Raw genomic sequence first — 24,488 nt, 5'->3', positions numbered from 1 at the left:
ACAATCAGCGCGCGTAGACGAACGGCTGATGGCCGCTGCCGTCGTTGTGTCCGTCCAGCTGCTGTTGCCTCATGTCGTCCTCGTCCCCGCGCCTGTTCTCCCTGGCCTGGCCCCTGTTCCTGGAGCTTTGCCTGAACATCGCCGTCGGCCTGGTCGGCACCATGCTGGCCGCACGCGTGTCGGATGCCGCCGGCGCCGCTTTTGCGCTGGCCAATCAGGTCGCCGCCACGCTGTTCATCCTGTTCCGCATCATCGGGGCCGGCATCAGTGTGGTGATCACCCAGGCGCTGGGCAGCGGCAGCCGGCAGGTGGCCGATGCCACTGCCCGGGCAGCCCTGGGCGCCAGTTCCTGGCTCGGCGGCTCCACCGCGCTGATGGCGCTGGTGTTTGCCGGACCGCTGCTGCAGCTGATGAACGCGCCGCCGTCGGTGCTGCCGCTGGCTCAGCCCTTCCTGATGGCGCTGGCCCCGGCCATGATGTTCGATGCCTGGAATGCGTCGATGGCCAGTGTCATGCGGGCGCACCTGCGCAGCCGGGACACGCTGGTCGTGCTGATCGTGATGCAGGTGGTGCAGCTGACACTTTCCGTGGTGCTGATGCCGCGCGTCGGCCTGTCCGGCTTTGCGGTGGCGCTGCTGATCAGCCGGGCGCTGGGGCTGCAGCTGCATCGCTGGCTGTGGCGGGAGCGGCTGTCGCTGCGGTCGTCCTGGCCGGATTGGTGGCGCCTGCCGCGCAAGGAACTGGCTGCGGTGCTGCACATCGGGTTGCCCGGGGCGGCGGAGAACATTGCCTATCGACTGGCCTACATGGTGAGCATCGCGGTCGCGGGGCGCCTTGGAGCCTCCGCGCTGGCGGCGCACAGCTACGCCTCGCAGCTGATGTACTTTGTGCTGCTGCCGGGTCTGGCGACGGGATTCGCCGCAGAAATCGTCGTGGGCCATCTGATCGGCGCCGGCCAGCTGCATGAAGCCCACCGCCTGGTGCGACGGGCGCTGGCACGCGGGCTGGCGATCAGCGTGGCGGTGGCCGGCGTCATGGCGCTCGCGTCGCCCTGGCTGCTGCACCTGTTCACCCAGGACACGTCCATCGTCCAGACGGCCGTGGTGCTGATGGCGCTGACCATCATCCTGGAGCCGGGCCGCACCTTCAATCTGGTGGTGATCAATGCGCTGCGGGCGGCGGGTGATGCGCGTTATCCGGTGATGGTCGGCGCGGGCTCGATGCTGGTGGTGCTGGCGGGCGGCAGCTGGCTGCTGGGCGAAGTGATGGGGCTGGGCCTCGTCGGCATCTGGATCGCCTATGCGGCGGATGAGTGGATTCGCGGCCTGCTGATGTGGCGCCGCTGGGCCCGGCTGGGGTGGGTGCCGAAGGCGCGGGCGGTGCACCGCCGGCTGCAGCGCTCACATGCGCATTGAAGACTGCAGCGCGCGCAGCCGCTCGAGGTTCTCACCGCAGAGGCGGCGGAAGTCGGCGCTGATGCGGGGGTCCTGAGCAGCGAGGTCCCAGAACGCGCTGGCGGCCTCTGCCGCGTCACTCCAGGCGGGGGCATCGGCGGGCAACGGCAGCTGGGGCTGGAAGGTCCCGGGCGGCAGCTCGACGCCCCGCACCGGCGCGTAGGCCATCGGCAGCATGTCGTAGACGGGCGCCAGGGCCAGCGGCGCAGGCGCGTCCGTGGGGGTGTCGGTCGGCACGAACGACAGGTTGCCGTCATGCATGTCGGTGTTGCCGATCAAGCGGCCGAACCACCACAGCCGCCGCACCTGCGCCACCGTCTCCGCGGTGAACCATTTTGTCGGCAGCAAGGTGGTGAGGGCCTCGGGCCAGGGCTTGCCCAGCTGACCGAGGACGGACGCGTTGATGGCGAACCAGGACACCACAGGCGAGCGCCCGAGGGCGCCATGGCGGTCGAAGCGATCGACTTCCAAAAAGGTGCGACCGCCGGCCTGCAGGATGCGCGACTGGGCGGCGGCCAGACCGAGTCGTCCGGCCACCACCTGCGCCGCCAGATGCTCGCAGATCAGCAGATCCGACCAGCGCAAGGTGCCGGGAGCGTCATCGGCGCCGGAGAACTTGACCAGCACATGCTGCATCCGGCCGTCGGCAGACTGGCGCAAGGCGGTGAACTTGGGGAACTCGCCGCCGGCCGAAGAACCGACGATGCCGGTGGATAGAGCCTCTGCCGCCAACGCCGGATAGGCCTCGAGCACACGCTCGTCGGTGATCCCCGCCTCCCGGCGACCTGAAGTGACCTGTTGCACATGGTCGAGCCAGCGGCGGCAGGAGGCTTCGCCCAGCAGCAGGTTGCCGGGCAGGTCGTCGCCGAGCACTGCCATCACATGCAGTGCATCGTCATCGGACCATGTGTTCGGATCTTCGCTCACCTGCAGCACGGCAGCGTATCGCCGTGCAAAGTGTCGGCCCAGGAAGCCTTGGGGTCGCAGGTCCTGCATGAAATACGGCAGGCCCTCAAACCATCCGTCGGCCATGGCACCGTCCAGGGGCCATTCGAAGGGGCCCGACAGTGCCAGCGCAGTGCCGTCCGGATAGACGGGTGAGAGTTGCCCGACCTCGGCCAGCCGCCCCACTGAATCCACACTGAACAGGCTCAGCGGCAGCGCGTTCCCCCGGACCGGGCGTCTGGCCGCATAGGCGGTTCGACGCGCTTGGCCAAGGGCGATGAGTCCTTGCCCTGCCTGCTTGACTTGTCGGCTCAACGTGGCCCGGCTGATCCCCAGCGACGTGGCCAGGGCTCCGGCCTGGAGAGGGCCGGACTGCCGAAGCACGCTGAGAATATCCATGAAACGATCCCGTTATCTCTAAGCCATTGAATTAAAACATAAATGACAGGCTTTTGCAGGCTGCATGAAACGATTCGTGAAACGATTCTGACCCTCCTTGCACGGCGGCGCCATGGACGCCCCCACGGCCGGGATGTTCACCCCCTATGATCCGCCCCGCATGGTGTATCTCTCCAAGCGCCTGGCCCTGCTCCTGACCACACTGCTGGCCGCTTCCGCGCTGATCTTTGTGGCGCTGGACTGGTTGCCCGGCAATGCGGCGCAATTGACCCTCGGTCCTGACGCGTCACCGGAAGCCGTGCTCGCGCTGGAGCGCCAGATGGGGCTGGATCAACCGCGATGGGTCCGTTATGGGCAATGGCTCACCGGCCTCGCCCGCGGCGACATGGGCATGTCCTCCGCCTACGACGGCACACCCGTCGCCGACCTGCTCCTCGAACGCCTGGCCGTCACGCTGCCGCTGGCCGCGCTGGCCATGACGCTCACGGTGGTGCTGGCCCTGGCCGCCGGCTGGTGGGCCGCCAGCCAGCATGGGCGCTGGGGCGACCAGCTGGTGATGGCCGTGACCCAGTTGGGACTGGCAGTCCCCAGCTTCTGGCTGGGCATGCTGCTGGTGCTGCTCTTCGCAGTGAAGTGGCAATGGCTGGCGGCCGGCGGGTTCCCCGGCTGGCACAGCGGGCTGGGCGGCGGCGTCGTGCCCGGCTTGAAGGCGCTGCTGCTGCCCGCGGTGTCACTGGCGCTGGTGCAGGCCGCGATCCTCGCGCGCATCGCCCGATCCGCCCTGCTGGACGTGGCCCAGGAAGATTTCATGCGCAGCGCACGCGCCAAGGGCCTGAGCCGCCGGGCCGCCTTGTGGCGGCACGGGCTGCGCCATGCGGCCATCCCGCTGCTCACCCTGGGCGGACTCCAGTTCACCAACCTGCTGGCCGGTGCCATCGTCATTGAAAACGTCTTCACCCTGCCGGGCCTCGGTCAGTTGCTGGCCAAGGCGATTGCCAACCGCGACCTGGTGGTGGTGCGCAATGGCGTCATGCTGCTGACGGCCACCGTCCTCGTGCTGAATCTGGTCGTGGACCTGCTGCATGGCTGGATCGACCCGCGCCTGCGTACGCGCACCGCATCATGAACCGCTCGCCATCGTCCCGGGTCCTGTCGGTCGGTCCGACGCTGCGTGCCACCCTTCGTCCTTCCACGGGAGGATCCGTCCGGCTGTTCGTGGGGCTGTCGCTGACGGCGTTGATGCTCGCCGTCGCCTTGCTGTCGCTCGTGTGGACGCCGTATCCGCCCGACGCCATCGACATGAGCCAGCGCCTGGCCGGACCCAGCAGCGCCCACTGGCTGGGCTGCGATCAGCTGGGGCGTGATCAGCTCAGCCGGCTGATGGTGGGCGCGCAAAGCGTCTGGCTGGTGGGACTGCTGGCGGTCGGGCTGGGCCTGGTCGGCGGCACGCTGCTGGGTCTGGTGGCAGCCGCCTGCCGGGGCTGGGTGGAGGCGGTGATCCTGCGGGCGTGCGATCTCGGGTTCGCGTTTCCGGCCCTGCTGCTGGCCATCGTGCTGGCGGCGGCGTTGGGGCCGGGCCTGGTGATCGCGATGGTGGCCATCGGGCTGCATGCAATGCCGAGTTTTGCGCGACTGGTCAATGGCAGCGCCAAGAGCTGGTGGTCGCGGGACTTTGTGCAGGCGGCGCGGGTGGCCGGACTGGGGCCGTGGCGCATCACGCAATCCCATGTGCTGCCGCAGCTGACGCCCTTGCTGCTGGTGCAGTGCACGACGCAGTTCGCGCTCGCGGTGCTGGCCGAGGCGGGGCTGTCCTACCTCGGTCTGGGCGCCCAGCCGCCGATGGCGAGCTGGGGGCGGCTGCTGGCGGAAGCGCAGACGCTGATGTTCGAGGCGCCGCAATTGGCGATCGCCCCCGGCGTCGCCATCACCCTGGCGGTGCTGGGGCTGAATCTGCTGGGCGACGGGCTGCGCGACAGGCTGGATCCGAAAGGCATGCCGCGATGAGCGAACCTCTGCAACGCCTGCTCCGCATCCACGACCTCTCCGTCTCGTTGCCCGGCCCCAGGGGCACGCGGCTGCAAGCGCTGCGCCACGTCGACCTCACCCTCGACCGCGGCGAAAGCCTCGCACTGATCGGTGAATCCGGCAGTGGCAAGACGCTCACCGCACTGACGCTGATGGGCTTGTTGCCGCCAGGTGCGCATGTCGATGGGGACGTCACGCTCTCGGGTCAATCCCTGCTGGCCTTGGACGAAGACGCCTGGGGCCACTGGCGCGGGCGCCGTGTGGCAATGGTGTTCCAGGAGCCGCTGACTGCGCTCAATCCGCTGCAGCGCATCCTGGCGCAGGTGATGGAGCCGATCCTTCTGCATCGACTCGCGCCGGACCGCGCCACCGCACGGGCGCATGCCCTCGCCCAACTCGCCCGCGTGGGCCTGGATGCGACGCACGCTCGGGCCTATCCCCACGAACTCTCCGGCGGTCAACGACAGCGTGCGCTGATTGCCATGGCGCTGGCCGCCGAGCCGGAGCTGCTGATCGCCGACGAGCCGACCACCGCGCTGGATGCCGTCCTGCGGCTGCAGATCCTCGACCTGTTGCAGTCGCTGGTGACGGAGCGCGGCATGGCGCTGCTGCTGATTTCGCACGACCTGGCGCTCACCGCGCGCCGCGTCCAGCGGCTGGCGGTGATGTATGGCGGCCGGCTGATGGAGCAGGGCAGGGCGGCTGACGTGCTCGCCCATCCGAGGCATCCTTACACCCAGGCCTTGTGGGCCGCGCGTCCACGGCTGGGCGCCGGGCGGGACCAGCCGCTGCAGGTCCTGCCAGGGGGTGTGCCGTCGCTATCGCAGATCGGCCCGGGATGTCCGTTCCATCCGCGATGCCCGCTGGCGCAGGCCCGCTGCGCACAGGAAGCGCCGCCGTGGACGGGGCACCTGGCGTGCTGGGAGGTGGCGCCATGACGCAGGGCCGCGCATGGTCCACAGGCTCGCCGCAGCCGCAGCCCCACCGACACCCAGGCCTGCAGGAGCCAGCTGAGCCGCATGCCGCTGGCGCCACGCCGCTACTGGAAGCCGACGACGTCGCCCAACGCTATGCCGGACGTGACGTGCTGCGCCGCGTCAGCTTCCGCCTCGCCGCCGGCGAATCCCTCGGCATCATCGGTGAATCGGGCGCCGGCAAAAGCACACTCGCCCGCCTCCTGATGGCCCTGGAGCGTCCCAGCCAGGGGCACGTCCGCTGGTCCGGCGATGACGTGAACGCCTTGCCTGCCGCCGTGCTCCGTGCCCGTCGCGCCCGCGTCCAGATGGTGTTCCAGGATCCCTACAGTTCGCTGGATCCGCGCTGGCGGGTGGGGCGCAGCATCACCGAGCCGCTGCATTTGCTGCGGATGACCGCCGATGAGCGCCAGCAGCGCCTGCATGAAGTGCTCGCCGCCGTCCAGCTGGAGCCCGATGCCGCCGAGCGCTTTCCTCATCAGTTCTCCGGCGGACAACGTCAGCGCCTGGCCATCGCCCGGGCCTTGGCGACGCGTCCAGCACTGATCGTCGCGGATGAACCGCTGTCGGCACTCGACGTGTCGGTGCAGGCGCAGATCCTCGTGCTGCTGCGTGACCTGCAGCGCCGGGAGGGCATCAGCCTGGTGATGGTCAGCCATGACCTGCCGGCCGTGGAGGTGCTGTGCGACCACGCCCTGGTGCTGCGGCATGGCGAGGTCGTGGAGCAGGGCCCCACCCGCGCAGTGCTGGGCGATCCCCGGCACGCCTATACCCAGGCCCTGTTGGCCGCTTTGGCATGATGCGCCTCATGGACCGTCGTCGATTCACCCTGGGCGCTGCCGGCATGGCGGGCGGTGCCATGAGCCCGCTGCTGCTGGGCGCTGCCTCCCTGGCCGAGGCCCAGACGCCAGGCACCGCCAAGGGCCAGGCGCCCGCGGCGGGCGCTGCCGCTGCCCGAGCGGTGGTGCTCGGCATGACCCTGGAGCCCAACAGCCTCGACCCAACCACCGGCGCCGCCTCCGCCATCGCGGAAGTCGTGCTCTACAACATCCTGGAGCCGCTGACCAAGGTGGCGGACGACGGCAGCGCCACACCGCTGCTGGCCACTGCCTGGACCGCCAGCCCGGATCAGCGCACCTGGACCTTCCAGCTGCGACCCAACGTCCGCTTCCAGAACGGCGAGCCGTTCAACGCGGCGGCCGTGCGCTTCAGCTTTGAACGGGCGGCGGCGGACCACGGCCTCAACAAGGACCGCCGGGTGTTTGCGAACATCGCCAACATCCAGACGCCGGACCCGTTGACGGTGGTGCTCAGCCTGCGTCAGCCCGAGCCGGATCTGCCGGCCCTGCTGGCGCAGTCGACCGCCGTGATCGTTGAACCGCGCAGCGCGGCCGGCAACGCCCAGACACCGGTGGGCACCGGCCCCTATCAGCTGGAACGCTGGCAGCGCGGCGCCAGCCTCAGTCTGACTGCCTGGCCGGCGTACCGTGATGCCGCGGCCATCCGGGTGCCCCGGGTGGTGTTCCGCTTCATCGGCGAGCCCGCCGCCCAGGTCGCCGCGCTGCTGGCTGGGGATGTGGACCTGTTCCCCCGGGTGGCCGCTGCCCGCGCCCTGTCCCAGTTCAAGGCGCAGCCGCAGCGCTTCCAGGTGATCACCTCCTCCTCACGCGCCAAGACCATCCTGGCGATGAACCACCTGCGCACGCCGCTGAAGGATGTGCGGGTCCGCCGTGCCATCGTCATGGCGCTGGACCGCAAGGCCATCATCCAGGCCAGTGCGGACGGCTTCGGCGTGCCCATCGGCAGCTATGTGACACCGGACACCCCGGGTTATGTCGATTGCACCGGCATCAACGCCTACAACCCGGCTGCGGCCCGCAAACTGCTGGAAGAGGCCCGCGCGGTCGGCCAATCGCTGACGCTCAAGCTGCCGCCGGTGCCCTACGCCCGTCAGGCCGGCGAATTGATCGTGGCGCAGCTCGCCCAGATCGGCCTGAACGTTCGCATCGAGCAGATCGAGTGGGCCCAGTGGCTGTCCGGCGTCTACACCAACAAGGCCTACGACCTGACGGTGATCTCCCACGTCGAGCCCTACGACTTCGGCAACCTGGCCCGACCGGGCTATTACTGGGGTTATCAGAACGCCCAGTTCAATGCCCTCTACCAGCGCATGCAGTCCAGCGCCGACCCGGCCGAGCGGCTGCGCCTGTTCGGCGAGGCTCAGCGGATGGTCGCGCAGGACGCGGTCGCCGGATTTCTCTATCAGCCGCAATGGATCACCGTGGCCAAGGCGCCGCTCAAGGGCGTCTGGCAACGATCGCCGTTGTTCGCCAATGACCTGTCCCGGCTGAGCTGGTGACTTTCACACTGCGAATTGAACGTTGCAGATGGATGCAGTCCGATGCGGCCGAACCACAGCGGGAGCCCCCATGAATGAGGGTGCCGTGATCAGCTTATCGGCTGCCGGATGCCGACCATCGGCCCAGCGGGCTTTTCCCCTACAGTGGCGTCCCTGGCGGGTGCTAGCCTGCCGGGTTCGGAGTGGAGAGCCGCATGCCGTTTGAATTGCCCGAGTACCTGCAGCCGTTCCTGTTGCCCCTGCTGATTGCGGTGCCGCTGGCCGTGCTGATCTGGATCATTACCGTCCGCCGGGGTGACCATCGTGACCTGGGGGTGCCCCCGCCGCCGGCGCGTCCGCATCCGGACGGTTTTCACAGCCCGGTGGCATCGCCCCGTGGCGCCGCGCCGGCGCGGCCCGCGGCCGTCCCGGTCTCGACCGACCCGTCCGAGCGCCTGCCGCTGCTGCTGGTGGACGATTCCGCCGTGGTGCGCGCGAAGCTGCTGAAGCTGTTCAGCGATGCCGGTTATGAAGCGCAGACCGCCAAGGATGGCACCGAAGCGCTGGAGCTGATGAGCAAGACCCGCTTCGGCGTGCTGCTGACCGATCTCGAGATGCCCAACATGGACGGCTTCGAGCTGATCAAGTCGGTGCAGGGCTCGCTGGAGACGGAAGACCTGCCCATCATCGCCATCACCGGCCATGAGGAACTGCATGCACGTCTGCACCAGATCCAGGGCCTGTACGGCATGTTCCACAAACCCTGGAATGACCGTGAGCTGCTCAAGCGCGTGGACACCCTCTCGACCATGAGGCGGGTCCAGGCATGACCGTTGGGACCTGGCTGCGCCGTGGCGCGGTGTCGGTGACGGTGCTGTCGGCCCTGTTCGCGGCCGGCGCCACCTGGCACCTGCAGCGCAAGCAGCCGGTCCGTGACGGAGAACTGCAACTGCCCGGCCTCAAGGCCACGGTCCAGGTTCAGTACGACAACTGGGGCGTGCCGCACATCGAGGCGGGGAACGAGGACGATCTGTACCGGGCGCTGGGCTACCTGCATGCGCAGGACCGGTTGTTCCAGATGGAGATGCTGCGCCGCCTCTCGCGTGGGGAACTGGCCGAGGTGCTGGGCCCCAAGCTGATTGAGACGGACCGGCTGTTCCGCGCCCTGGGCATCCGGGAACGGGCGGACCGCATGGCGGCGCAGGTCACTCCGGCCGTCCTGGCCCAGCCCGGCGCGATGCGCGCCCTGCAGGCCTATCTGGACGGCATCAACCAGTACCAGGCCAGCCGGCCGGCGCCACTGGAATTTGAGGTGCTGGGCATCCCCAAGCGCCCGTTCACCGTCGCGGACACGCTGAGCGTGGCCGGTTATCTGGCCTACAGTTTTGCTGCCGCCTTCCGCACCGAACCCGCGATGACGACCATCCGCGACCAGCTCGGTCCGGACTACCTGCGCATCTTCGATCTGGACTGGAAAACCGGCGGCGCGCTGCTGGCCGAGCCGCCGGTGGCCCGCCGCGGCGGCCCCGGCGACTGGACCGGCACCATGACCCGCCTGGCGGCCCTGAGCGACCGCGCCGCCTCGCTCGCCGGCCTGCCGCAGTTTGAAGGCAGCAACGGCTGGGTGGTGGCCGGCAGCCGCACCGCCAGCGGCAAGCCGCTGCTGGCCGGGGATCCACACATCGCATATTCAGCGCCTGCCGTCTGGTGGGAAGCGCATCTCAAGACGCCGCAATACGAGCTGTATGGCCACCATCTGGCGCTGACGCCGATGGCGCTGCTGGGACACAACCAGCGCTTCGGCTGGACGCTCACCATGTTCCAGAACGACGACGTCGACTTCGTCGCGGAGAAGGTCAATCCGGCCAATCCGAACGAGGTCTGGGTGGGTGGTCGATGGGTGGCGATGACGTCCCGCCAGGAGATCCTGAAGGTCAAGGGCCAGCCCGACCAGATGATCACGCTGCGCCGATCACCGCACGGCCCGATCGTCAACGACGCGCTGCCCGGCGACAAGGGCAGCCGGCCCATCGCCATGTGGTGGGCCTTCCTCGAAACCGAGAATCCGGTGCTGGACGCCTTCTACCGGCTCAACCGTGCGGATACGCTGGATCAGGCCCGCCAGGCGGCGTCGATGATCCATGCGCCGGGCCTGAACGTGGTGTGGGCCAATGCGACCGGCGACATCGCCTGGTGGGCCGCCGGCAAGCTGCCGATCCGCCCGGACGGCGTGAATCCCACGTTCATCCTGGACGGCGCCACCAACGAAGCCGACAAGCTCGGCTTCTATCCGTTCGAGGACAACCCGCATGAGGAGAATCCGGCGCGGGGCTACATCGTGTCGGCGAATTTCCAGCCGGACGCCGTGCGGCCGGTGCCGGGTTACTACAACCTGGAAGAGCGGGGCCGTCGCCTGGACGGACTGCTGAGCCAGGGCAAGCGATGGGACCTGGCCAACAGCCAGGCCCTGCAGCTGGATGTGCAGACCGATTACGGTCCCAAGGTGTTGCGGCCCCTGATTCCGCTGCTGCGCGCGGCCGCCTCCGGCGAAGAGCAGCCGCTGGTGGAGGCGCTGGCCCGATGGAATGGCGCCTACCGGACTGACGGTCTGGCCCCGGTGCTCTTTGCGCAGTTCATGCAGGAGCTGCTCAAGGCCACGATGAAGGACGAACTGGGTGACGTCCAGTTCGACAACCTGCGCCGCACACGCGCCCTGGACCATGCGCTGCCGCGCCTGGTGCAGGACGCCACGTCCCCCTGGTGGGACAACCGCGCCACGCCGCAGAAGGAAACGCAGGCGGACATCGTCCGCCAGGCCTGGAAGGCGGCGCTGGCGCATCTGCGTCAAACGATGGGACCGCAGCCGGAGTCCTGGCGCTGGGGGGCGGTCCACACGCTGACGCATGAGCATCCGCTGGGCCGTCAAAAACCGCTGGACCTGATCTTCAACGTCGGCCCGATGCAGGTGCCCGGCGGCCATGAGGTGCCCAACAACTTCGCCCAGCGGGGTGGCGATGCGCCGTGGTCCGTGGTCTATGGGCCCTCGACCCGCCGGTTGATCGACTTCGCCCGGCCGCAGGAAGCGCTGGGAGTGAATCCGGTCGGTCAGAGCGGTGTCTGGCCGGATCCGCACTACGCCGATCAGGCGGAGTTGCTGGCCAATGGCCAGTACCGCCGTGAATGGACGGCGCCGGCCGATGTGGCGGCGCACAGCGAAGGTCGTCTGGTGCTCAAGCCCTGAGCGGGCGAGCCCTCGATCAGTACCAGGGCTTGGGCAGCGCCTCGGTTTCCAGCGCCCGCACGACCGCAGGTCGCTGGGCCATCCGGTCCAGATAGGCCCCCAGCACCGGGCGGGCTCGGGCCGGGTGGGCAAAGCCGCGCGTCCAGCGACACAGCATGAAGACCAACGGATCCAGCAGGCTGTAGCGCTCACCCAGCAGCCAGGGGCCGCCGTGGCGTTCGAATTCAGCGGCCAGCAGGTCCAGCTGCCCGCCGATGCGGGCTTCGGCGGCTGCTTTCACCTCGGCGGCGCCGGCGGTGTTGCCCTCGGCCACCCAGCGTTCGGGGTAGTAGTAGGCGATCAAGGCCGGCTGCAGCGTATTGGTCAGCCACATCAGCCACTTGTAGGTGAGTGCGCGCTCCTTGGAACCCAGCGGCGGCACCAGGCTGACGTCCGGATGGGTGTCGGCCAGATGCAGCAGGATGGCGGCGGTCTCGTGCAGCACCAGGTCGCCGTCGCACAACACCGGCAGCAGGCCGTTGGGGTTGAGTTTCAGGAACTCGGGCGACTTGTGCTCATTGCGGTTGCGGTCCACCAGACGCAGTTGGAAATCCACCCCCAGTTCCTGCAGCAGGATGTGGGGCGCCATGCTGGCATTGCTGGGGAAGTAGTGCAGTTCGATCATGGGCAGGCACGTTGGGGCGCCGCGGGGGCGGGAGGTGCATCATCGCATTGACCGAGAGCGCATCCCGGGGCAGCGGGCGCAGGCTTCCCGCTTCGGCGAGCAATGGATCTTTACCGCGCGGATACGGCGCCCCGTAGACGCGGCACCCCCGGCTGGCGTTGAATATTCACCTGAACTTGTTGGGCCGATCTGGCATCTCCATCATGCGCAGTTTTTCAAGCAGCTCCCGCTCGATCTCCCATTCGGGCTCCCAATCGGGCTTCGAACCGGGCTTCGAATCGGGCTCGCGTTCTCGCTCCGACCCGCGCGTGCTTTCGCGTTCCGGTGAGGCCCTCCGCTGGCTGATTCCCGTCGCCCTGGTCCTGGCCTCAGGCCTGGCAGCGGCGCAGGACCGCTGGCATGGCCACGGCGGCGGCGGGCCCCGGACCAGTGTGAGCATCGGGCTGAACTTCGATTCCCGCTATCACCATGACCACTACTACCCCGCACCGGGCTATGTGGCGCATGGGCTGCCGCCGGGCGCCGCTTATGTCGGCGGGCGCTACTGGTATGGCGGTGGGGTCTGGTATGAGCCCTGGGGGCCGCGTTACCGGGTGATCGTGCCGCCGGTGGGACTGGTGGTGCCGGTGCTGCCGTCAGCGTATGTGACGCTGCGCATCGGGGGGCTGCCGTATTACTACGCCAATGGCATCTACTACAGCGCGGCACCGGCCGGGTATGTGGTGGTGGCGCCGCCCCCGGGGGCGGAGGTGGTGCCGCAGGCGCAGGTGGCGATGACGCCGCCGCCAAGGCCCGATCCGATCATCTATCCGCGCAATGGGCAGAGCGCGCAGCAGACGGAAGCGGACCGGCAGGAATGCAACCGGTGGGCGACGACGCAGCCGGCGGCGATGAATGACGCCAACATCTTCAATCGCGCCGTCGAGGCCTGCATGGATGGCCGTGGCTACTCGATGAAGTGAAGCGCGCCGCTGCGCGCTTGACCACGATCAGAGGCTGCAGCCGGCGTCGATGCCGGCAGGCGCCGTCGGCGTGGCGCTGATCTGCACGCCGTAGCGCTCCGCAGTCATGTGCGCCAGGATGGAGAGCGCGATCTCCGGCGGCGTGCGGGCGCCGATGTGCAGGCCCACCGGGCCGTGCAGACGGGCCAGTGCAGCGTCGTCGAGGTCAAAGTGCTCCTTCAGCCGCGCGCGGCGTTTGGCCTGATTCACACGGGAGCCGATCGCGCCCACATAAAACGCCGGGCTGCGCAGGGCTTCCATCAGCGCCAAGTCATCCAGCTTCGGGTCATGCGTCAGCGCGACCACCGCCGTGTGCCCATCCGGCTTCAGCGCCAACACCACATCGTCCGGCATGTCGCGCGTCAGCGGCACCCCCGCCAGCGTCCACGGGTAGTCATCCCGCGGATCGCAGACCTTCACCTGGTAGTCCAGCGCCAGGGCCATGCGCGCCAGATAGTCGCTCAGTTGCCCGGCGCCAATGATCAACAGCCGCCATTGCGGCCCATGATGCGTCACCAGCGCCTCGTCGGTCAGCACCAGCCGGTCGGCGCTGTCACCGCCCTGCTCGCCGGGCGCTGACAGGGTCACCGCACCCGTGGCCAGATCCAGTCGGCGCACGACCCGCTCGCCGCGCCCCAGCCGCTCCAGCAGCGCATGCAGCGCGGACTGCGGGCCGAGCGGCTCCAGCATCAGCTCCAGCGTGCCGCCACACGGCAGCCCGAAGCGCTGCGCCGCTTCCGCCCCCACGCCATAGCGGACCAGCTCCGGCCGCTCCAGCCGCAGCGCACCTTCCCGGATCCGTGCAATCAGGTCGTCCTCAATGCAACCGCCCGAGACCGAGCCGGCAATCGTCCCGTCCTGGCGCACCGCCACCACCGCACCGACCGGCCGTGGCGCCGAGCCCCAGGTCCGCGTGATCGTGCCCAGCACCACCCGCTGATCCGCATCCAGCCATTGCTGCACCTGGCGCAGCACTTGCAAATCCATGTTGTCCATATCCGGAACATATCCAATAACGCGGCGTACCGCTTGAAACCCATCGGGATGACCAGCGGCGACAATCCGCCCATGCCCACCCTGACCCTTCACGACGACCTGACTGTGCCGGTGCCCCGCGCCACCGCCTGGTCGTCGCTGCACGACCTGCCGCTGCTCGCCGAGGCCCTGGCGACCTTTCACGGCCCGCAGGCGTCGCTGACCGCGCAGCCCGATGGCGCCAGCTATCGCCTGACGCTGCCCGGCTTTGAAGGTCAGGTGCAGCTGCGGGACGTCGAGCGGCCCAGCCGCCTGCGCTTCAGCTTCGAAGGCCAGGGTGACACCACCGGCGCGGTGCAAGGGCAAGTGCAGTGCCGTCTCGAACTGCTGGGCGATGAGCGCACGCTGCTCCATTGGTCAGTCGTGCTGCAGACCGAGCAGCAACCCGGCGGACTGAAGCTGCGCAGCATCACCGCGCTGAAAAAACAGCTTCAGTCGCTGGAGGCGGTGATCCGGGCGCGTCACGCCAGCCATCTGCCGGTGCCCATGCCCCCGGTGCGCAAGCCGTGGCCGCAGCGTCTGCTCGACTGGTACCTGGGCTGGTTTGCGGGCATCTTCAACGGCACGCTGTATCCGGCGCCCAAGCCCAAACCGCGTCGCGACCCACCCGCCAAGTAATCATGGGCTCGCCGTTTGCCGACCGGGCCGTACCGCCCGTCGGCTTGGCGTGGGCGAACTGCGTCAGCCGGAGCGGGTGTTTCCCCCCACCCCCTTTAGAATCACGCCCCATCTGACGGCCACCCTGCGGTGGCCGCCGTTTTTCCTGATCGTTCTTTGCCATGGCCGCCGCCCGTCTTTTTCCGTTGGACGCCCTCCGGGCCGTCGCAGCGCAGCTGATCGTCTTGCACCATCTGTCCGTCTACGGCCCGATCGCCGAAGCAATGCACAGCCTTTTTCCGCTGCTGACGGGCTGGCTCTACGACTACGGCCGCATGGCCGTGCAGGTGTTCCTCGTGCTGGGCGGCTACCTGAGCGCCCGCGCGCTGTCGGCGCAGGAACCCCATCTGCATCACGCCGCACCCGCGCTGCTGGCCCAGCGCTACTGGCGCCTCGTGCCGCCGTTCATGGCCGCCGTCGTGCTGACGCTGCTGGCCTCCTGGCTGGTGGAGCCGCTGCTGCCGGAGCTGGTGCCGGCCCAGGTGGAGGCCTTCCAGCTGCTGGCCCATGCGCTGCTGGTGCATGACCTGCTGGGTGTGGATGCGCTCACCGTCGGCGCCTGGTATGTGGCCATCGACTTCCAGCTGTTTGCCCTGTTGCTGCTGGTGATGTGGAGCCTGCGCCGCCTGCCGCTGCGCCGTGCCACCCGTCAGTGGGTGCTGCCGGTCCTCGTGGGTGCCCTGTGTGCGGCGTCGCTGCTGCAGTTCAACCGCATGGCGTCGCTGGATGCCTATGCGATCTACTTCTTCGGTGCCTATGGCCTGGGCGCCCTGCTGTTCTGGTGCCAGTCGTGGCCGCAGCCCTGGCGGCGCGCTGCGCTGGCGGGCATGGCGGCGCTGATGGTGTCCTCCCTGATGCTGCAATTCCGCGAGCGCCTGGTGGTCGCGGGCCTGACCGCCGTGGTCGTCGCACTGTGGCGGCGCGGTCAAGGGCCGGCCTGGCTGCAGGACCGGGTGCAAGGCTTCGCGCGCCATGCCTACGCGCTGTTCCTGATCCACTTCCCGATCTGCCTGCTCGTCAACGCGCTGTACGAGCACCGTGCCGAGAGTCCCGCTCCGATGCTGGACGCACTCGCACCGCTGGCGCTGCTGGCCGCCTGGGGCTTGAGCAATATCGCGGCGCTGCCGTTCTATCACTGGGTGGAAGCACCGCTGCTGCGCTGGCGTCCTCGGGCGGCCACGCTGCCTCGAGGCGGCGTCACCGCGCGCTGAGATCTGCATCGGGGTCGGCGGGTCGTTGACCGCGTGACCCCCTGGGCGCCTGACCACCTGAGCGCCTGAGCGCCTGAGCGCTTCAGGCCCCACTCATGCCCCGCTCATGCCCAGTCTTCCCGCGCGTTATCCAGCCGCTGCAGATCCGCCAGCGTCTTGCCGGGTTCATCGCGGAAGCGCTCTTCCAGCACCTCCAGCGCCTGCACCCGGTCGACCCGGAAGCTGCGGAAATCCTCCCGCAGTTCACACCAGGCGGAGAAGGTCCACACCGGTCCCCAGAAGAAGCAGGCCAGCGGCCGCACCACGCGCTGCGTCGTCTGCTCATTCAGATCCAGATACGACAGCCGCAGCTTGTTGCGCGACTCCGTCGCCTGGCGCAACTGCGTCAGCCGCGCCCGCGTGGCCTCATCCAGTCCTCGCTGCAGCGCATACACCGTCAGGCTTTCCGCCGCCGCGCGGGCCGTGCCGGGCAGCACCGCCAGGATCTTGCTCAGCGCTTCTTCGGCCCGCTGCTCCAGCACCGCATCGAGCTGCGGCTGGGCCAGTCGCACCGCGGCCACCAAGGACTGCGCTTCCTCCGCACTGAACATCAGCGGCGGCAGTTCAAACCCGACCCTCATCCGGTAACCCACGCCCGCTTCCCCGTCGATCGGCACCCCTTGCTGCTGCAAGGCGGCCACGTCCCGGTAGACGGTACGGATGGACACCTCCAGACGTTGGGCCAGGAATTCAGCGGTGGTCAGTCGGCGTCCGCGGATGAGTTGGACGATCTGAAACAGGCGGTCGGCGCGGCGCATAGCGGCATTGTCAGCGAATGGGTTGACAGAGGAAGGTCGTCATCCCATTACTATCTGTGGCATGAATGCCGAATTGCCTCATGTCGTGATCGTTGGGTGCGGCTTCGGTGGCCTGGAAGCCACCAAGGTGCTGGAGGGCGCGCCGGTGCGGGTGACCCTCATCGACCGCAGCAACCATCATCTGTTCCAGCCGCTGCTCTACCAGGTGGCGACCGCCGGACTGTCGGCCCCGTCGATCGCCTCGCCGATCCGGCACATGCGGCGGCACCAGCGCAACCTGACGGTGCTGATGGCCGAGGTCAGCGCCATCGACAAGACCCAGCGGCAGGTGCACCTGGACGACGGGCAGACCCTCACCTATGACCACCTCATCGTGGCTGCCGGCGCGACGCACAGCTACTTCGGCAACGATCAATGGCAGACCTATGCGCCGGGACTCAAGACCCTGGCAGATGCTTTCAAGCTGCGCGCACGGCTGCTGAGCGCCTTCGAAAAAGCCGAGACGCTGGCCGACCAGCCGGCGGCGCGGGACGGCTGGCTCACCTTCGTTGTGATCGGTGGCGGCCCGACCGGCGTGGAGATGGCCGGCACGCTGGCCGAGATTGCCCGCCACACCCTCAAGGACGAATTCCGGCGCATCGATCCCAGCCGCGCGAAGGTGCTGCTGGTGGAGGGCTCCGACCGCGTGCTTGCCGCCTTCAAGCCGGCGCAGTCTGCCCAGGCGCAGGCGCAGCTGGAGCGGCTGGGTGTCACGGTGCTGGTGAACAGCCGGGTGGTCGGCATCGATGAGACCGGGGTGGAGCTGCAGAGGCCGGACGGTCAGCGTGAACGCATTGCCTCCCACACCAAGGTCTGGGCCGCCGGCGTGGCCGCGTCGCCGCTGGCGCGTACGCTGGATGTGCCGCTGGATCGGGCCGGACGGGTGATCGTGGATGAGCACATGAACATTCCCGGCCATCCCGAGGTCTATGTGGTGGGCGACATGGCCGCCGCGCACAGTGTGGAAAAGGACGGTAGCCGCAAGCCGGTGCCAGGTGTGAGCCCGGGCGCCAAACAGGCGGGCCGGCATGCAGCGCGGCAGATCCTGGCGCGGATGAATGGCCGCTCCGAGCCGGCATTCCGCTACCGGGACTACGGCGCACTCGCCACCATCGGCCGCAAGGCGGCGGTGGCGGACCTGGGCAGCATCCAGTTCAGCGGCTTTTCAGCCTGGCTGTTCTGGCTGTTTGTGCACGTCTATTTCCTGATCGGCTTTCGCAACCGGCTGCGCGTCTTCGCCGACTGGGCGTGGGCGTACTTCACCTTCCAGCGTCATGCGCGGATCGTGGTGGAGCCGCAGCATCAGGGCGATCCGGACGAAGCGTGATCACATCGGCGAGCACAGCTCCACCAGCGTGCCGTCGGGGCAGCGCACATAGGACACGACCTGGCCCCAGGGCTTGGTGACCGGCGCGGCCAGACCCAATGCGCCGGCCTTCACCGCCTTCTCGTAGGCGGCGGGGACGTCCTCGGTGGTGAGGCCGATCTCCATCCCCAGCGGCGCGCCATCCGACGCGCTGCGGTAGTCCTGGCCCAGATTGGCGCGGGCGATCTCGTGCTGGGCAAAGGACAGCGCGGTGGCCCCGGTCTCGACTTCCCCATAGGTGCCGGACTCATGCAGAAACCGCCGCGGCAAGCCGAACGCACGTTCAAAGAAGTCGAGCGACGCTGCAACGTCCGCCGTGTAGATGATGGTGTAGGCAAATTTCATGGTCTCTCCCTGGTGTGGCGGTGTCCCCTACGCCCCCATGTCCCCGGGCTGTGGGGCGCACCCGTGGCGCGGATCATGACAGCCAGATGCTGACAACGCTTTGGCAGCTATGCTGTGCGGATGTCCAGTATTCCACTCGAGCCCCAGCGCCTGCCCAACGGGCTGCTGTGGGTCGCACGCTCCGCGCCGGGGCCGCAGGTCGCCGTCCGGGTGGTCTATCGCGTCGGCGCCAAGGACGATCCGACCGGCCGCTCCGGCCTCACCCATCTGACGCTGCGCCTGGTGGCCGGCGCCAGCCGGTATCTCGAACCGGGCCAGTTCCACCGCATGGTGGCCCAGGCCGGCGGCAGCACCCATCTGGAGGTGGATGAGGACTTCGCCGCGCTGCAGACGGTCGTGCCCGCACATCACCTGGAACGCATCCTCTGGGCGGAAGCGGAGCGCATGAGCAATCCGCGACTGGAGCCGGACCCTCTGGACCGGGCCCGCGCCCAGGTGCAGCAGGCGGTGCGTCAACCGCTGATCCGTCCCTACGGGCGGCTGGACCCGGCCCTCCTCCGCAACGGCTATCTGAATCACCCCTATCAGCGCGGCGCGCTGGGCGACCCGGACCAACTCAAAGACCTGGACATCGAGGCGGTGCGTGCCTTCCACGCCAGCGCCTTCCGCTGTGACCGCGCATTGCTGATCGTCACCGGCTCCTTCGATGAGGTGGCGTTGTCGCGCTGGGTGATGCATCACTTCGGCTCGGTGCGCGCGCCGATGGCCGCGCCGCTGGAGCTGCGGGAGGTCCGGGAACCTCGTCGCCCGCAAAGCCAGACGGTGAAGATCTCGCTGCCGCAGGCGCCGCTGCCTGCTGCCGCGCTCGTTTGGCAGGCGCCCCGCGCCGATGACGCCACCACCCCCATCTGGCAGGTGGCCCATGCGCTGCTGGCGCAGGGCCGCTCCGGCCGCCTCACCGATACGCTGGTGGACGAACTGGCGGTCGCCCACCACCTGAGCCTGCGGCTGACCCAGCATCAGCAGGCGGGTCTGCTTGTGGCGCAGGGGCTGGCCGCGCATGGCCAGACCGCCGCGCCGCTGGCGCAGGCCCTGCAGAACGAAGTGGTGCGTCTGGCCGATGAGCCGGTGAGCGACGAAGAACTGGACAAGGCCAAGGCCCTGCTCAAGCGCGACTGGCAGGCCACCGAATGGACCGCCGACACGATGGCCCGCAGCCTGGGCACCGCCTGGGCGGTGCGGGGCGACCTGCAGGCGCCGAGCCGGGACGCCGCGGCCTGGACCCGCCTGGAAGCGCGGGATGTGCAGCAGCTGTGGCGCAGCCAGATCGTCCGCACGCCGGTGCTGACCGTGCTGGCCGATGTGGCCGGGCCAGCAACGGCGCCGGCTTCCGGGGTGGTGGTATGACGGTGAAACGACGTGATGTGATGCTGGGCGCGGGCCTGGCCAGCGCCTGGTCGGTGCTGCAGGCCCGACCGCAGGCCTCGGCGCCCGCGGGCACCTCCGGGGGATTCGAGACACCGCCGGAGGCGCCCCCGGCGCCTGCCGTGCCGTCGCTGACCCTGCAGCAGGCGCGTTTGCCCAATGGCCTGCGCCTGATGGTGCTGCAACGCCCCGGGGCGGTCCGCACCTCCCTCCGGCTGATGGGCGCTGGCGGCTGGCTCAAGGATCCGGCCGGCCGCGAAGGGCTGGCGGAAGTGGCCCTGACGATGCTGGCGCAAGGGGCCAGCCGCGGCAAGGAGGCGATGGACTCCGCCGACATCGCCTACGCCGCCGACCTGCTGGGCCGGCCGCTGCGCCTGGATCTCTCGCCCACCACGGCCGCGTTGGCCCTGGAAGCGCTGCCGGACCAGTGTGACGATGCGGTCAGCCTGCTGGCCGATCTGGTGGGCGCGCCCACCCTGACCTTCGAGGCCCTGGAGCATGTCCGTGGCCGCGCCCAGGATGCCCTGCTGCTGCGTCGCGCGGATGCGGAGCAACTGGCGCCCTGGGCCGGTCGCCGGCTGTTCTGGGGATCGGCCTATCCGCTGCCCACGGCGGCGTCGCTCAAGCGGCTGCGGCGGGATGAGGTGCAGGCCTTCCATCGGCTCTACTGGCAGCCCGACCGCACGCAGCTGCTGTTGTGCGGCGACCTGACCCTGGACACTGCCCGTCAGCTGTCCCAAGACCTCTATGACGACTGGCGAGCGCCCAAGAGCCCGCCCGCGGTCCTGACTGCGCGCGTGGCGGATCAAGGCGTCGCGGCGGCCGCGCCGCCCTCCGGCCTGGCCCGCCTGATTCCCCTGCCTCGAGCGCAGGCCTGCCGCGTCGTGCTGCAGACCTCGGTGCCTCGCAGCACACCACCGGCCTTGCGCGAACTGGCCCGTCATCTGTTCCAGCAACGATTGCTGGAAGCCATGCCCTGGCCCTGGCGCAACGACATCGAAGCGCCTGGCGGTCCGGTGTGCTGGCGCCTGTCGCTGACCTTGCCGCCCGAAGCCGTCCCCGACCTGCTGGCGCAGGCCCGAGAGCTGCTGCCCAGGTTGGCCGACGCCCCGGTCACGCCGGAAGACCTCGCCATGGCGCAGGCGCTGGCGCTGGGCGAGTGGCAGTCCCGGTTGCAGTCCGCGCCCGACGAGTTGCTGGCCGAGGCCATCGGTCAGGGCGACCTGGACGACGTACTGCAATGGCCGCAGCGGCTCAAGGCCGTCAGCGCCCCGGTGCTGCAGCTGCTGCTGGGCAGCAGCTGGCGTGAATCCCGCACGCAGGCGTTGCTGGTGGGCGAGGCCGGCGGGCCCGAGCCCCTGCAGCGGGCATGGCCGGGACTGGCTGTGGTTAGAATGTCGGCTGTCATTGGGGAGTAGCCGCTGCACCCCGCCTCTGCGTCCGCACGTCCCTGTGCGCCGGACAGAGGCCCATTCAGCAGACCCGCGTCAACAGACTTGAGCTTTCGGGCTCATGGCGTGCGGTAGCCAGGAACCTCCCGGTTCCCAGCCTGGCGAGACCTTTGACCATGCCCCCCGGGTTGCGGCCGGGGGTGGGCATGGTCATTGGGTTCTCTCGGCCGCTGAGTGTGTTCATGGAAGCCTTCCTCATCTCCACCGGCCTCGTGGCCCTCGCCGAAATCGGCGACAAGACCCAGCTGCTGGCCTTCATCCTGGCTGCCCGCTTCCGGCGTCCCATTCCCATCATCTTCGGCATCCTGATCGCCACGCTGGTCAACCACGCCTGCGCGGGGGCCATCGGCGCCTGGATCACCCATCAGGTCTCGCCACAGGTGCTGCGCTGGGTCCTGGGCGTGGGGTTCATCGCCATGGCTGTCTGGACGCTGATCCCCGACAAGATCGACGACGAAGAGACCGGCGGCCGCTTCAAGCTGGGCGTGCTGGGCACCACCATCGTGGCCTTTTTCCTGGCAGAGATGGGCGACAAGACGCAGATCGCCACCGTGGCCCTGGCCGCCCGCTTCAATGACCTGTGGCCGGTCGTGGCTGGCACCACCTTCGGCATGATGGTGGCCAACGTGCCGGCGGTGCTGATTGGCGACAAGCTGGCGCACAAGCTGCCAGTCCGTCTGGTGCACGGCATCGCCGCGGTGATCTTCGCGGTGCTGGGCGTGGCGACGCTGTTGGGGGCGGGGGAGTCGCTCGGCGTCTGATCCGGCGAGGACTGACGCATTCATGAGCCGCCCGCTGCGGCGGCTCAGCGGGTGCAGGCCTGACGCACCGCCCGTTCCCAATCGGTCATGAGTTGCTCCGCGCGGTCGCGCGACATGGTGGGCAGGAAGGTGCGTTCGGTCTGCCAGTTCTTGCCGATGTCCGACGTGCCGCGATAGACGCCGGCGGTCAGGCCCGCCAGGTACGCGGCACCCAGCGCAGTGGTCTCGATCACCTTCGGGCGCACCACAGGAATGCCCAGCAGGTCCGCCTGGAACTGCATCAGCAGGTTGTTCACACAGGCGCCGCCGTCCACCCGCAGCTCGCTCACCGGCGCGCCGCCGGCGGACACCGCATCGCGGCTCATCGCCTGCAGCAGCGCGGCGCTCTGGAAAGCGATGCTCTCCAGCGCCGCCCGCGCGATGTGGGCCACCGTCGAGCCGCGCGTCAGGCCGACAATGGCGCCGCGCGCCTCCGCGTCCCAGTAGGGCGCGCCCAGGCCGGTAAACGCCGGCACGAACATCACCCCGCCCGCATCCGGCACGCTCTCCGCCAGGCCCTGCACCTCGCCGCTGGCCTTGATGGCATTGAGCCCATCCCGCAGCCACTGCACGACCGCACCGCCGATGAAGACGCTGCCTTCCAGCGCGAACTGCGGCGTGGTGGTGGGCTGCGCGGCGCTGGTGGTGATCAGGCCGTTGCCGCTGGTCTGGAACCGTCCGCCGGTATGCATCAGCATGAAGCAGCCGGTGCCGTAGGTGTTCTTCGCCATGCCGGCTTCGAAGCAGGCCTGGCCGAAGAGGGCGCTTTGCTGGTCCCCGGCGATGCCGCCGATCAGCACCGGCGCGCCGAGGTGATCCGCCGCCGCCTGACCGAATTCAAACGAGGACGGATGCACCTGCGGCAGCACCGACTTCGGAATGCGCAGCAGTGCCAGCAGCTCGTCGTCCCAGCGGTTCTCATGCACGTTGAAGAGCATGGTGCGGGCGGCATTGCTGACGTCGGTGACATGCACCTCACCATGGGTCAGCTGCCAGATCAGCCAGCTGTCGATGGTGCCGAAGGCCAGCTCGCCGCGCTCGGCCTGCTCGCGCGCCTGCGGCACGTTGTCGAGGATCCACTGCAGCTTGGTGCCGGAGAAATACGCGTCGATCACCAGCCCGGTCTTGCGCTGCACCATCGCGGTGTGGCCCTGCTCGCGCAGGGCTGCGCATTGCGGCTCCGCCCGGCGGTCCTGCCAGACGATGGCGTGATAGACCGGCTGACCGGTCTTGCGATTCCACACCAGCGTGGTCTCGCGCTGGTTGGTGATGCCAAGACCCTTCAGGTCGCTGGCCGACAGGTTGGCTTTGGCCAACACCTCCCGTGCGGTGGCCAACTGGGTGTCCCAGATTTCGTGGGCATCGTGTTCCACCCAGCCCGGCTGCGGATAGATCTGTCGGAACTCCCGCTGGGCCATGGCCACGATGCGGCCTTGCGCATCGAACACGATCGATCGTGAACTGGAGGTGCCCTGGTCCAGGGCCAGCAGGTAGGTCATGGTGTTTGTCTCTTGATGTTGCTGTGAGGGGCGACCGCAGCTCAGTCTGCCACCACCAGCTCGACGCCGGCGTCGGTCATCAGGCCGGGGAAGGGCTCGGGCGGGCGGGCATCGGTGAAAAGCGCGTCGATCTGCGGCAGGCGCGTCACTTCCGCCATGGCCGGGCGGTTGAATTTGGTCGCATCGGCAGCCACCCAGACCTCGCGGGAATGCTCGACGATGGCCCGCGCCACCATCACTTCCCGGTAGTCGAAGTCCCGCAGGCTGCCGTCCGATTCAATGCCGGAAATGCCGATCAGGCCGATGTCCACCTTGAACTGGCGGATGAAGTCGACCGCCGCTTCGCCCACCACGCCGCGGTCCCGGTGACGCACCGAGCCGCCCACCATCACCAGCTCGCAATCGGGGTTGTCGCTCAGGATGGTGGCCACGTTGAGGTTGTTGGTGATGACGCGCAGTCCCTGGTGATGCAGCAGTGCATGCGCCACCGCTTCGGTGGTGGTGCCCAGGTTCAGGATGAGGGAACAGCCCGGCGGAATACGGGCCGCAATGCTGCGGGCAATGCGGGATTTGCCGTCCGCCTGCATCGCCTGCCGCTGCCGGTAGGCGATGTTCTCGGTGGTGGAGGAGGGTATCCGCACCCCGCCATGAAAGCGCGCCACAAGGCCCGCCTCGGCGAGGCGCTGCACATCGCGCCGCACCGTCTGCAGGGTGACGCCAAAACGCTCGGCCAGCGCTTCCACGCTCACCGAGCCGCGGGCGCGCACCTCTTGAAGCAGATCGTTCTGCCGGGGATTCGGATTCATGGCGCGCAGACTAAAG

The 24,488-nt window shown here is 68.8% G+C and carries 22 protein-coding genes and 1 riboswitch; of the genes, 15 read left to right on the top strand and 7 right to left on the bottom strand.

The annotated features are described in order from the left end of the window. Positions 1–71: 71 nt before the first annotated feature. A complete protein-coding gene (locus FHS28_RS11050; protein WP_088452697.1) occupies positions 72–1,415 on the top strand; it encodes an MATE family efflux transporter in 1,344 nt (447 codons plus the stop codon). Here the strand turns inward: FHS28_RS11050 and yjjJ are convergent. After that, positions 1,401–2,798 carry a type II toxin-antitoxin system HipA family toxin YjjJ gene (yjjJ, locus tag FHS28_RS11045; protein WP_088452699.1) on the bottom strand — a complete coding sequence of 466 codons (1,398 nt, stop codon included), beginning with the start codon at positions 2,796–2,798 and terminating at the stop codon, positions 1,401–1,403. The two genes, FHS28_RS11050 and yjjJ, sit on opposite strands and share 15 nt — an antisense overlap. 133 nt (positions 2,799–2,931) lie before the next feature. On the opposite strand from yjjJ, the gene FHS28_RS11040 reads away from it, so the two are divergent. From FHS28_RS11040 to FHS28_RS11010, 7 genes are all read left to right on the top strand, one after another. After that, on the top strand, positions 2,932–3,924 hold the full coding sequence (locus tag FHS28_RS11040) for an ABC transporter permease (protein ID WP_246409911.1): 993 nt from the start codon (positions 2,932–2,934) through the stop codon (positions 3,922–3,924). Further along, positions 3,921–4,802 (top strand): ABC transporter permease, encoded by an 882-nt coding sequence (locus tag FHS28_RS11035; protein WP_088452702.1) that lies wholly within the window; start codon positions 3,921–3,923, stop codon positions 4,800–4,802. Before FHS28_RS11040 ends, FHS28_RS11035 begins: the two co-directional genes overlap by 4 nt. Next, positions 4,799–5,761 carry an ABC transporter ATP-binding protein gene (locus tag FHS28_RS11030; protein ID WP_088452704.1) on the top strand — a complete coding sequence of 321 codons (963 nt, stop codon included), beginning with the start codon at positions 4,799–4,801 and terminating at the stop codon, positions 5,759–5,761. Before FHS28_RS11035 ends, FHS28_RS11030 begins: the two co-directional genes overlap by 4 nt. Continuing rightward, on the top strand, positions 5,758–6,597 hold the full coding sequence (locus FHS28_RS11025) for an ABC transporter ATP-binding protein (protein WP_088453131.1): 840 nt from the start codon (positions 5,758–5,760) through the stop codon (positions 6,595–6,597). Before FHS28_RS11030 ends, FHS28_RS11025 begins: the two co-directional genes overlap by 4 nt. A gap of 8 nt (positions 6,598–6,605) precedes the next feature. Further along, entirely contained in the window at positions 6,606–8,156 is a 1,551-nt protein-coding gene (locus FHS28_RS11020) for an ABC transporter substrate-binding protein (RefSeq protein ID WP_088452706.1), read from the top strand. 194 nt (positions 8,157–8,350) lie between these two features. Further along, positions 8,351–8,965: a response regulator gene (locus FHS28_RS11015; protein ID WP_088452708.1), complete on the top strand. Its 615-nt coding sequence runs from the start codon at positions 8,351–8,353 to the stop codon at positions 8,963–8,965. Continuing rightward, positions 8,962–11,376: a penicillin acylase family protein gene (locus tag FHS28_RS11010; protein WP_088452710.1), complete on the top strand. Its 2,415-nt coding sequence runs from the start codon at positions 8,962–8,964 to the stop codon at positions 11,374–11,376. Before FHS28_RS11015 ends, FHS28_RS11010 begins: the two co-directional genes overlap by 4 nt. A gap of 16 nt (positions 11,377–11,392) precedes the next feature. Here the strand turns inward: FHS28_RS11010 and FHS28_RS11005 are convergent, their stop codons facing one another. After that, on the bottom strand, positions 11,393–12,040 hold the full coding sequence (locus FHS28_RS11005; RefSeq protein WP_088452712.1) for a glutathione S-transferase family protein: 648 nt from the start codon (positions 12,038–12,040) through the stop codon (positions 11,393–11,395). Positions 12,041–12,348: 308 nt separating this feature from the next. Here FHS28_RS11005 and FHS28_RS11000 point away from each other — a divergent pair, with 308 nt between their 5' ends. Continuing rightward, positions 12,349–13,002 carry a DUF6515 family protein gene (locus FHS28_RS11000; protein WP_184294579.1) on the top strand — a complete coding sequence of 218 codons (654 nt, stop codon included), beginning with the start codon at positions 12,349–12,351 and terminating at the stop codon, positions 13,000–13,002. Between the two features lie 27 nt (positions 13,003–13,029). Here FHS28_RS11000 and FHS28_RS10995 read toward each other — a convergent pair whose 3' ends face one another. After that, the gene (locus FHS28_RS10995; RefSeq protein WP_088452716.1) at positions 13,030–14,037 is read right to left on the bottom strand and encodes an XdhC family protein; all 1,008 of its coding nucleotides are present in this window, start codon (positions 14,035–14,037) and stop codon (positions 13,030–13,032) included. A 72-nt stretch (positions 14,038–14,109) separates the two neighbouring features. On the opposite strand from FHS28_RS10995, the gene FHS28_RS10990 reads away from it, so the two are divergent. After that, positions 14,110–14,694, top strand: a complete 585-nt coding sequence (locus FHS28_RS10990) for an SRPBCC family protein (RefSeq protein ID WP_184294577.1) — start codon at positions 14,110–14,112, stop codon at positions 14,692–14,694. A 161-nt stretch (positions 14,695–14,855) separates the two neighbouring features. Beyond that, positions 14,856–15,944, top strand: a complete 1,089-nt coding sequence (locus FHS28_RS10985; protein ID WP_088452720.1) for an acyltransferase family protein — start codon at positions 14,856–14,858, stop codon at positions 15,942–15,944. Positions 15,945–16,048: 104 nt separating this feature from the next. Here FHS28_RS10985 and FHS28_RS10980 read toward each other — a convergent pair whose 3' ends face one another. Next, positions 16,049–16,741 (bottom strand): helix-turn-helix transcriptional regulator, encoded by a 693-nt coding sequence (locus FHS28_RS10980; protein ID WP_088452722.1) that lies wholly within the window; start codon positions 16,739–16,741, stop codon positions 16,049–16,051. 61 nt (positions 16,742–16,802) lie between these two features. On the opposite strand from FHS28_RS10980, the gene FHS28_RS10975 reads away from it, so the two are divergent. Beyond that, a complete protein-coding gene (locus FHS28_RS10975; RefSeq protein WP_246409905.1) occupies positions 16,803–18,107 on the top strand; it encodes an NAD(P)/FAD-dependent oxidoreductase in 1,305 nt (434 codons plus the stop codon). On the opposite strand, the gene FHS28_RS10970 is transcribed toward FHS28_RS10975, so the two are convergent. Continuing rightward, the gene (locus FHS28_RS10970) at positions 18,108–18,491 is read right to left on the bottom strand and encodes a VOC family protein (protein ID WP_088452724.1); all 384 of its coding nucleotides are present in this window, start codon (positions 18,489–18,491) and stop codon (positions 18,108–18,110) included. It lies immediately after the preceding gene. Positions 18,492–18,611: 120 nt separating this feature from the next. Between FHS28_RS10970 and FHS28_RS10965 the strand changes: the two genes are divergently transcribed. The 3 genes from FHS28_RS10965 to FHS28_RS10955 all read left to right on the top strand — a co-directional run bounded on the left by FHS28_RS10965 (position 18,612) and on the right by FHS28_RS10955 (position 22,128). Beyond that, the gene (locus tag FHS28_RS10965) at positions 18,612–19,898 is read left to right on the top strand and encodes a M16 family metallopeptidase (RefSeq protein WP_088452726.1); all 1,287 of its coding nucleotides are present in this window, start codon (positions 18,612–18,614) and stop codon (positions 19,896–19,898) included. Then, positions 19,895–21,334 (top strand): M16 family metallopeptidase, encoded by a 1,440-nt coding sequence (locus FHS28_RS10960; protein WP_088452728.1) that lies wholly within the window; start codon positions 19,895–19,897, stop codon positions 21,332–21,334. The genes FHS28_RS10965 and FHS28_RS10960 overlap by 4 nt, the downstream gene beginning before the upstream one ends. After that, positions 21,314–21,539: riboswitch (yybP-ykoY riboswitch) on the top strand. It overlaps the preceding gene by 21 nt. Positions 21,540–21,549: 10 nt before the next feature. Beyond that, positions 21,550–22,128, top strand: a complete 579-nt coding sequence (locus FHS28_RS10955) for a TMEM165/GDT1 family protein (protein WP_088453135.1) — start codon at positions 21,550–21,552, stop codon at positions 22,126–22,128. Positions 22,129–22,172: 44 nt separating this feature from the next. Here FHS28_RS10955 and glpK read toward each other — a convergent pair whose 3' ends face one another. Together glpK and FHS28_RS10945 are read right to left on the bottom strand one after the other, a co-directional pair. Then, positions 22,173–23,666, bottom strand: a complete 1,494-nt coding sequence (gene glpK / locus FHS28_RS10950) for a glycerol kinase GlpK (RefSeq protein WP_088452730.1) — start codon at positions 23,664–23,666, stop codon at positions 22,173–22,175. 41 nt (positions 23,667–23,707) lie between these two features. Then, on the bottom strand, positions 23,708–24,472 hold the full coding sequence (locus tag FHS28_RS10945; protein ID WP_088452732.1) for a DeoR/GlpR family DNA-binding transcription regulator: 765 nt from the start codon (positions 24,470–24,472) through the stop codon (positions 23,708–23,710). Positions 24,473–24,488: the final 16 nt, after the last annotated feature.

The organism is Roseateles terrae (assembly GCF_014192155.1).
In the GTDB taxonomy this organism is placed as follows: domain Bacteria; phylum Pseudomonadota; class Gammaproteobacteria; order Burkholderiales; family Burkholderiaceae_C; genus Roseateles; species Roseateles terrae.
The sequence above is the reverse complement of the archived record's forward strand: the minus strand, read 5'-3'. Positions and strand labels throughout refer to the sequence as shown.

Excerpts from the sequence above, each read along its gene's own strand:
- FHS28_RS11050 (WP_088452697.1), top strand. The coding sequence starts at position 72 with ATGTCGTCCTCGTCCCCGCGCCTGTTCTCCCTGGCCTGGCCCCTGTTC.
- yjjJ (WP_088452699.1), bottom strand. The coding sequence starts at position 2,798 with ATGGATATTCTCAGCGTGCTTCGGCAGTCCGGCCCTCTCCAGGCCGGA.
- FHS28_RS11040 (WP_246409911.1), top strand. The coding sequence starts at position 2,932 with ATGTTCACCCCCTATGATCCGCCCCGCATGGTGTATCTCTCCAAGCGC.
- FHS28_RS11035 (WP_088452702.1), top strand. The coding sequence starts at position 3,921 with ATGAACCGCTCGCCATCGTCCCGGGTCCTGTCGGTCGGTCCGACGCTG.
- FHS28_RS11030 (WP_088452704.1), top strand. The coding sequence starts at position 4,799 with ATGAGCGAACCTCTGCAACGCCTGCTCCGCATCCACGACCTCTCCGTC.
- FHS28_RS11025 (WP_088453131.1), top strand. The coding sequence starts at position 5,758 with ATGACGCAGGGCCGCGCATGGTCCACAGGCTCGCCGCAGCCGCAGCCC.
- FHS28_RS11020 (WP_088452706.1), top strand. The coding sequence starts at position 6,606 with ATGGACCGTCGTCGATTCACCCTGGGCGCTGCCGGCATGGCGGGCGGT.
- FHS28_RS11015 (WP_088452708.1), top strand. The coding sequence starts at position 8,351 with ATGCCGTTTGAATTGCCCGAGTACCTGCAGCCGTTCCTGTTGCCCCTG.
- FHS28_RS11010 (WP_088452710.1), top strand. The coding sequence starts at position 8,962 with ATGACCGTTGGGACCTGGCTGCGCCGTGGCGCGGTGTCGGTGACGGTG.
- FHS28_RS11005 (WP_088452712.1), bottom strand. The coding sequence starts at position 12,040 with ATGATCGAACTGCACTACTTCCCCAGCAATGCCAGCATGGCGCCCCAC.
- FHS28_RS10995 (WP_088452716.1), bottom strand. The coding sequence starts at position 14,037 with ATGGACAACATGGATTTGCAAGTGCTGCGCCAGGTGCAGCAATGGCTG.
- FHS28_RS10990 (WP_184294577.1), top strand. The coding sequence starts at position 14,110 with ATGCCCACCCTGACCCTTCACGACGACCTGACTGTGCCGGTGCCCCGC.
- FHS28_RS10985 (WP_088452720.1), top strand. The coding sequence starts at position 14,856 with ATGGCCGCCGCCCGTCTTTTTCCGTTGGACGCCCTCCGGGCCGTCGCA.
- FHS28_RS10980 (WP_088452722.1), bottom strand. The coding sequence starts at position 16,741 with ATGCGCCGCGCCGACCGCCTGTTTCAGATCGTCCAACTCATCCGCGGA.
- FHS28_RS10975 (WP_246409905.1), top strand. The coding sequence starts at position 16,803 with ATGAATGCCGAATTGCCTCATGTCGTGATCGTTGGGTGCGGCTTCGGT.
- FHS28_RS10970 (WP_088452724.1), bottom strand. The coding sequence starts at position 18,491 with ATGAAATTTGCCTACACCATCATCTACACGGCGGACGTTGCAGCGTCG.
- FHS28_RS10965 (WP_088452726.1), top strand. The coding sequence starts at position 18,612 with ATGTCCAGTATTCCACTCGAGCCCCAGCGCCTGCCCAACGGGCTGCTG.
- FHS28_RS10960 (WP_088452728.1), top strand. The coding sequence starts at position 19,895 with ATGACGGTGAAACGACGTGATGTGATGCTGGGCGCGGGCCTGGCCAGC.
- FHS28_RS10955 (WP_088453135.1), top strand. The coding sequence starts at position 21,550 with ATGGAAGCCTTCCTCATCTCCACCGGCCTCGTGGCCCTCGCCGAAATC.
- glpK (WP_088452730.1), bottom strand. The coding sequence starts at position 23,666 with ATGACCTACCTGCTGGCCCTGGACCAGGGCACCTCCAGTTCACGATCG.
- FHS28_RS10945 (WP_088452732.1), bottom strand. The coding sequence starts at position 24,472 with ATGAATCCGAATCCCCGGCAGAACGATCTGCTTCAAGAGGTGCGCGCC.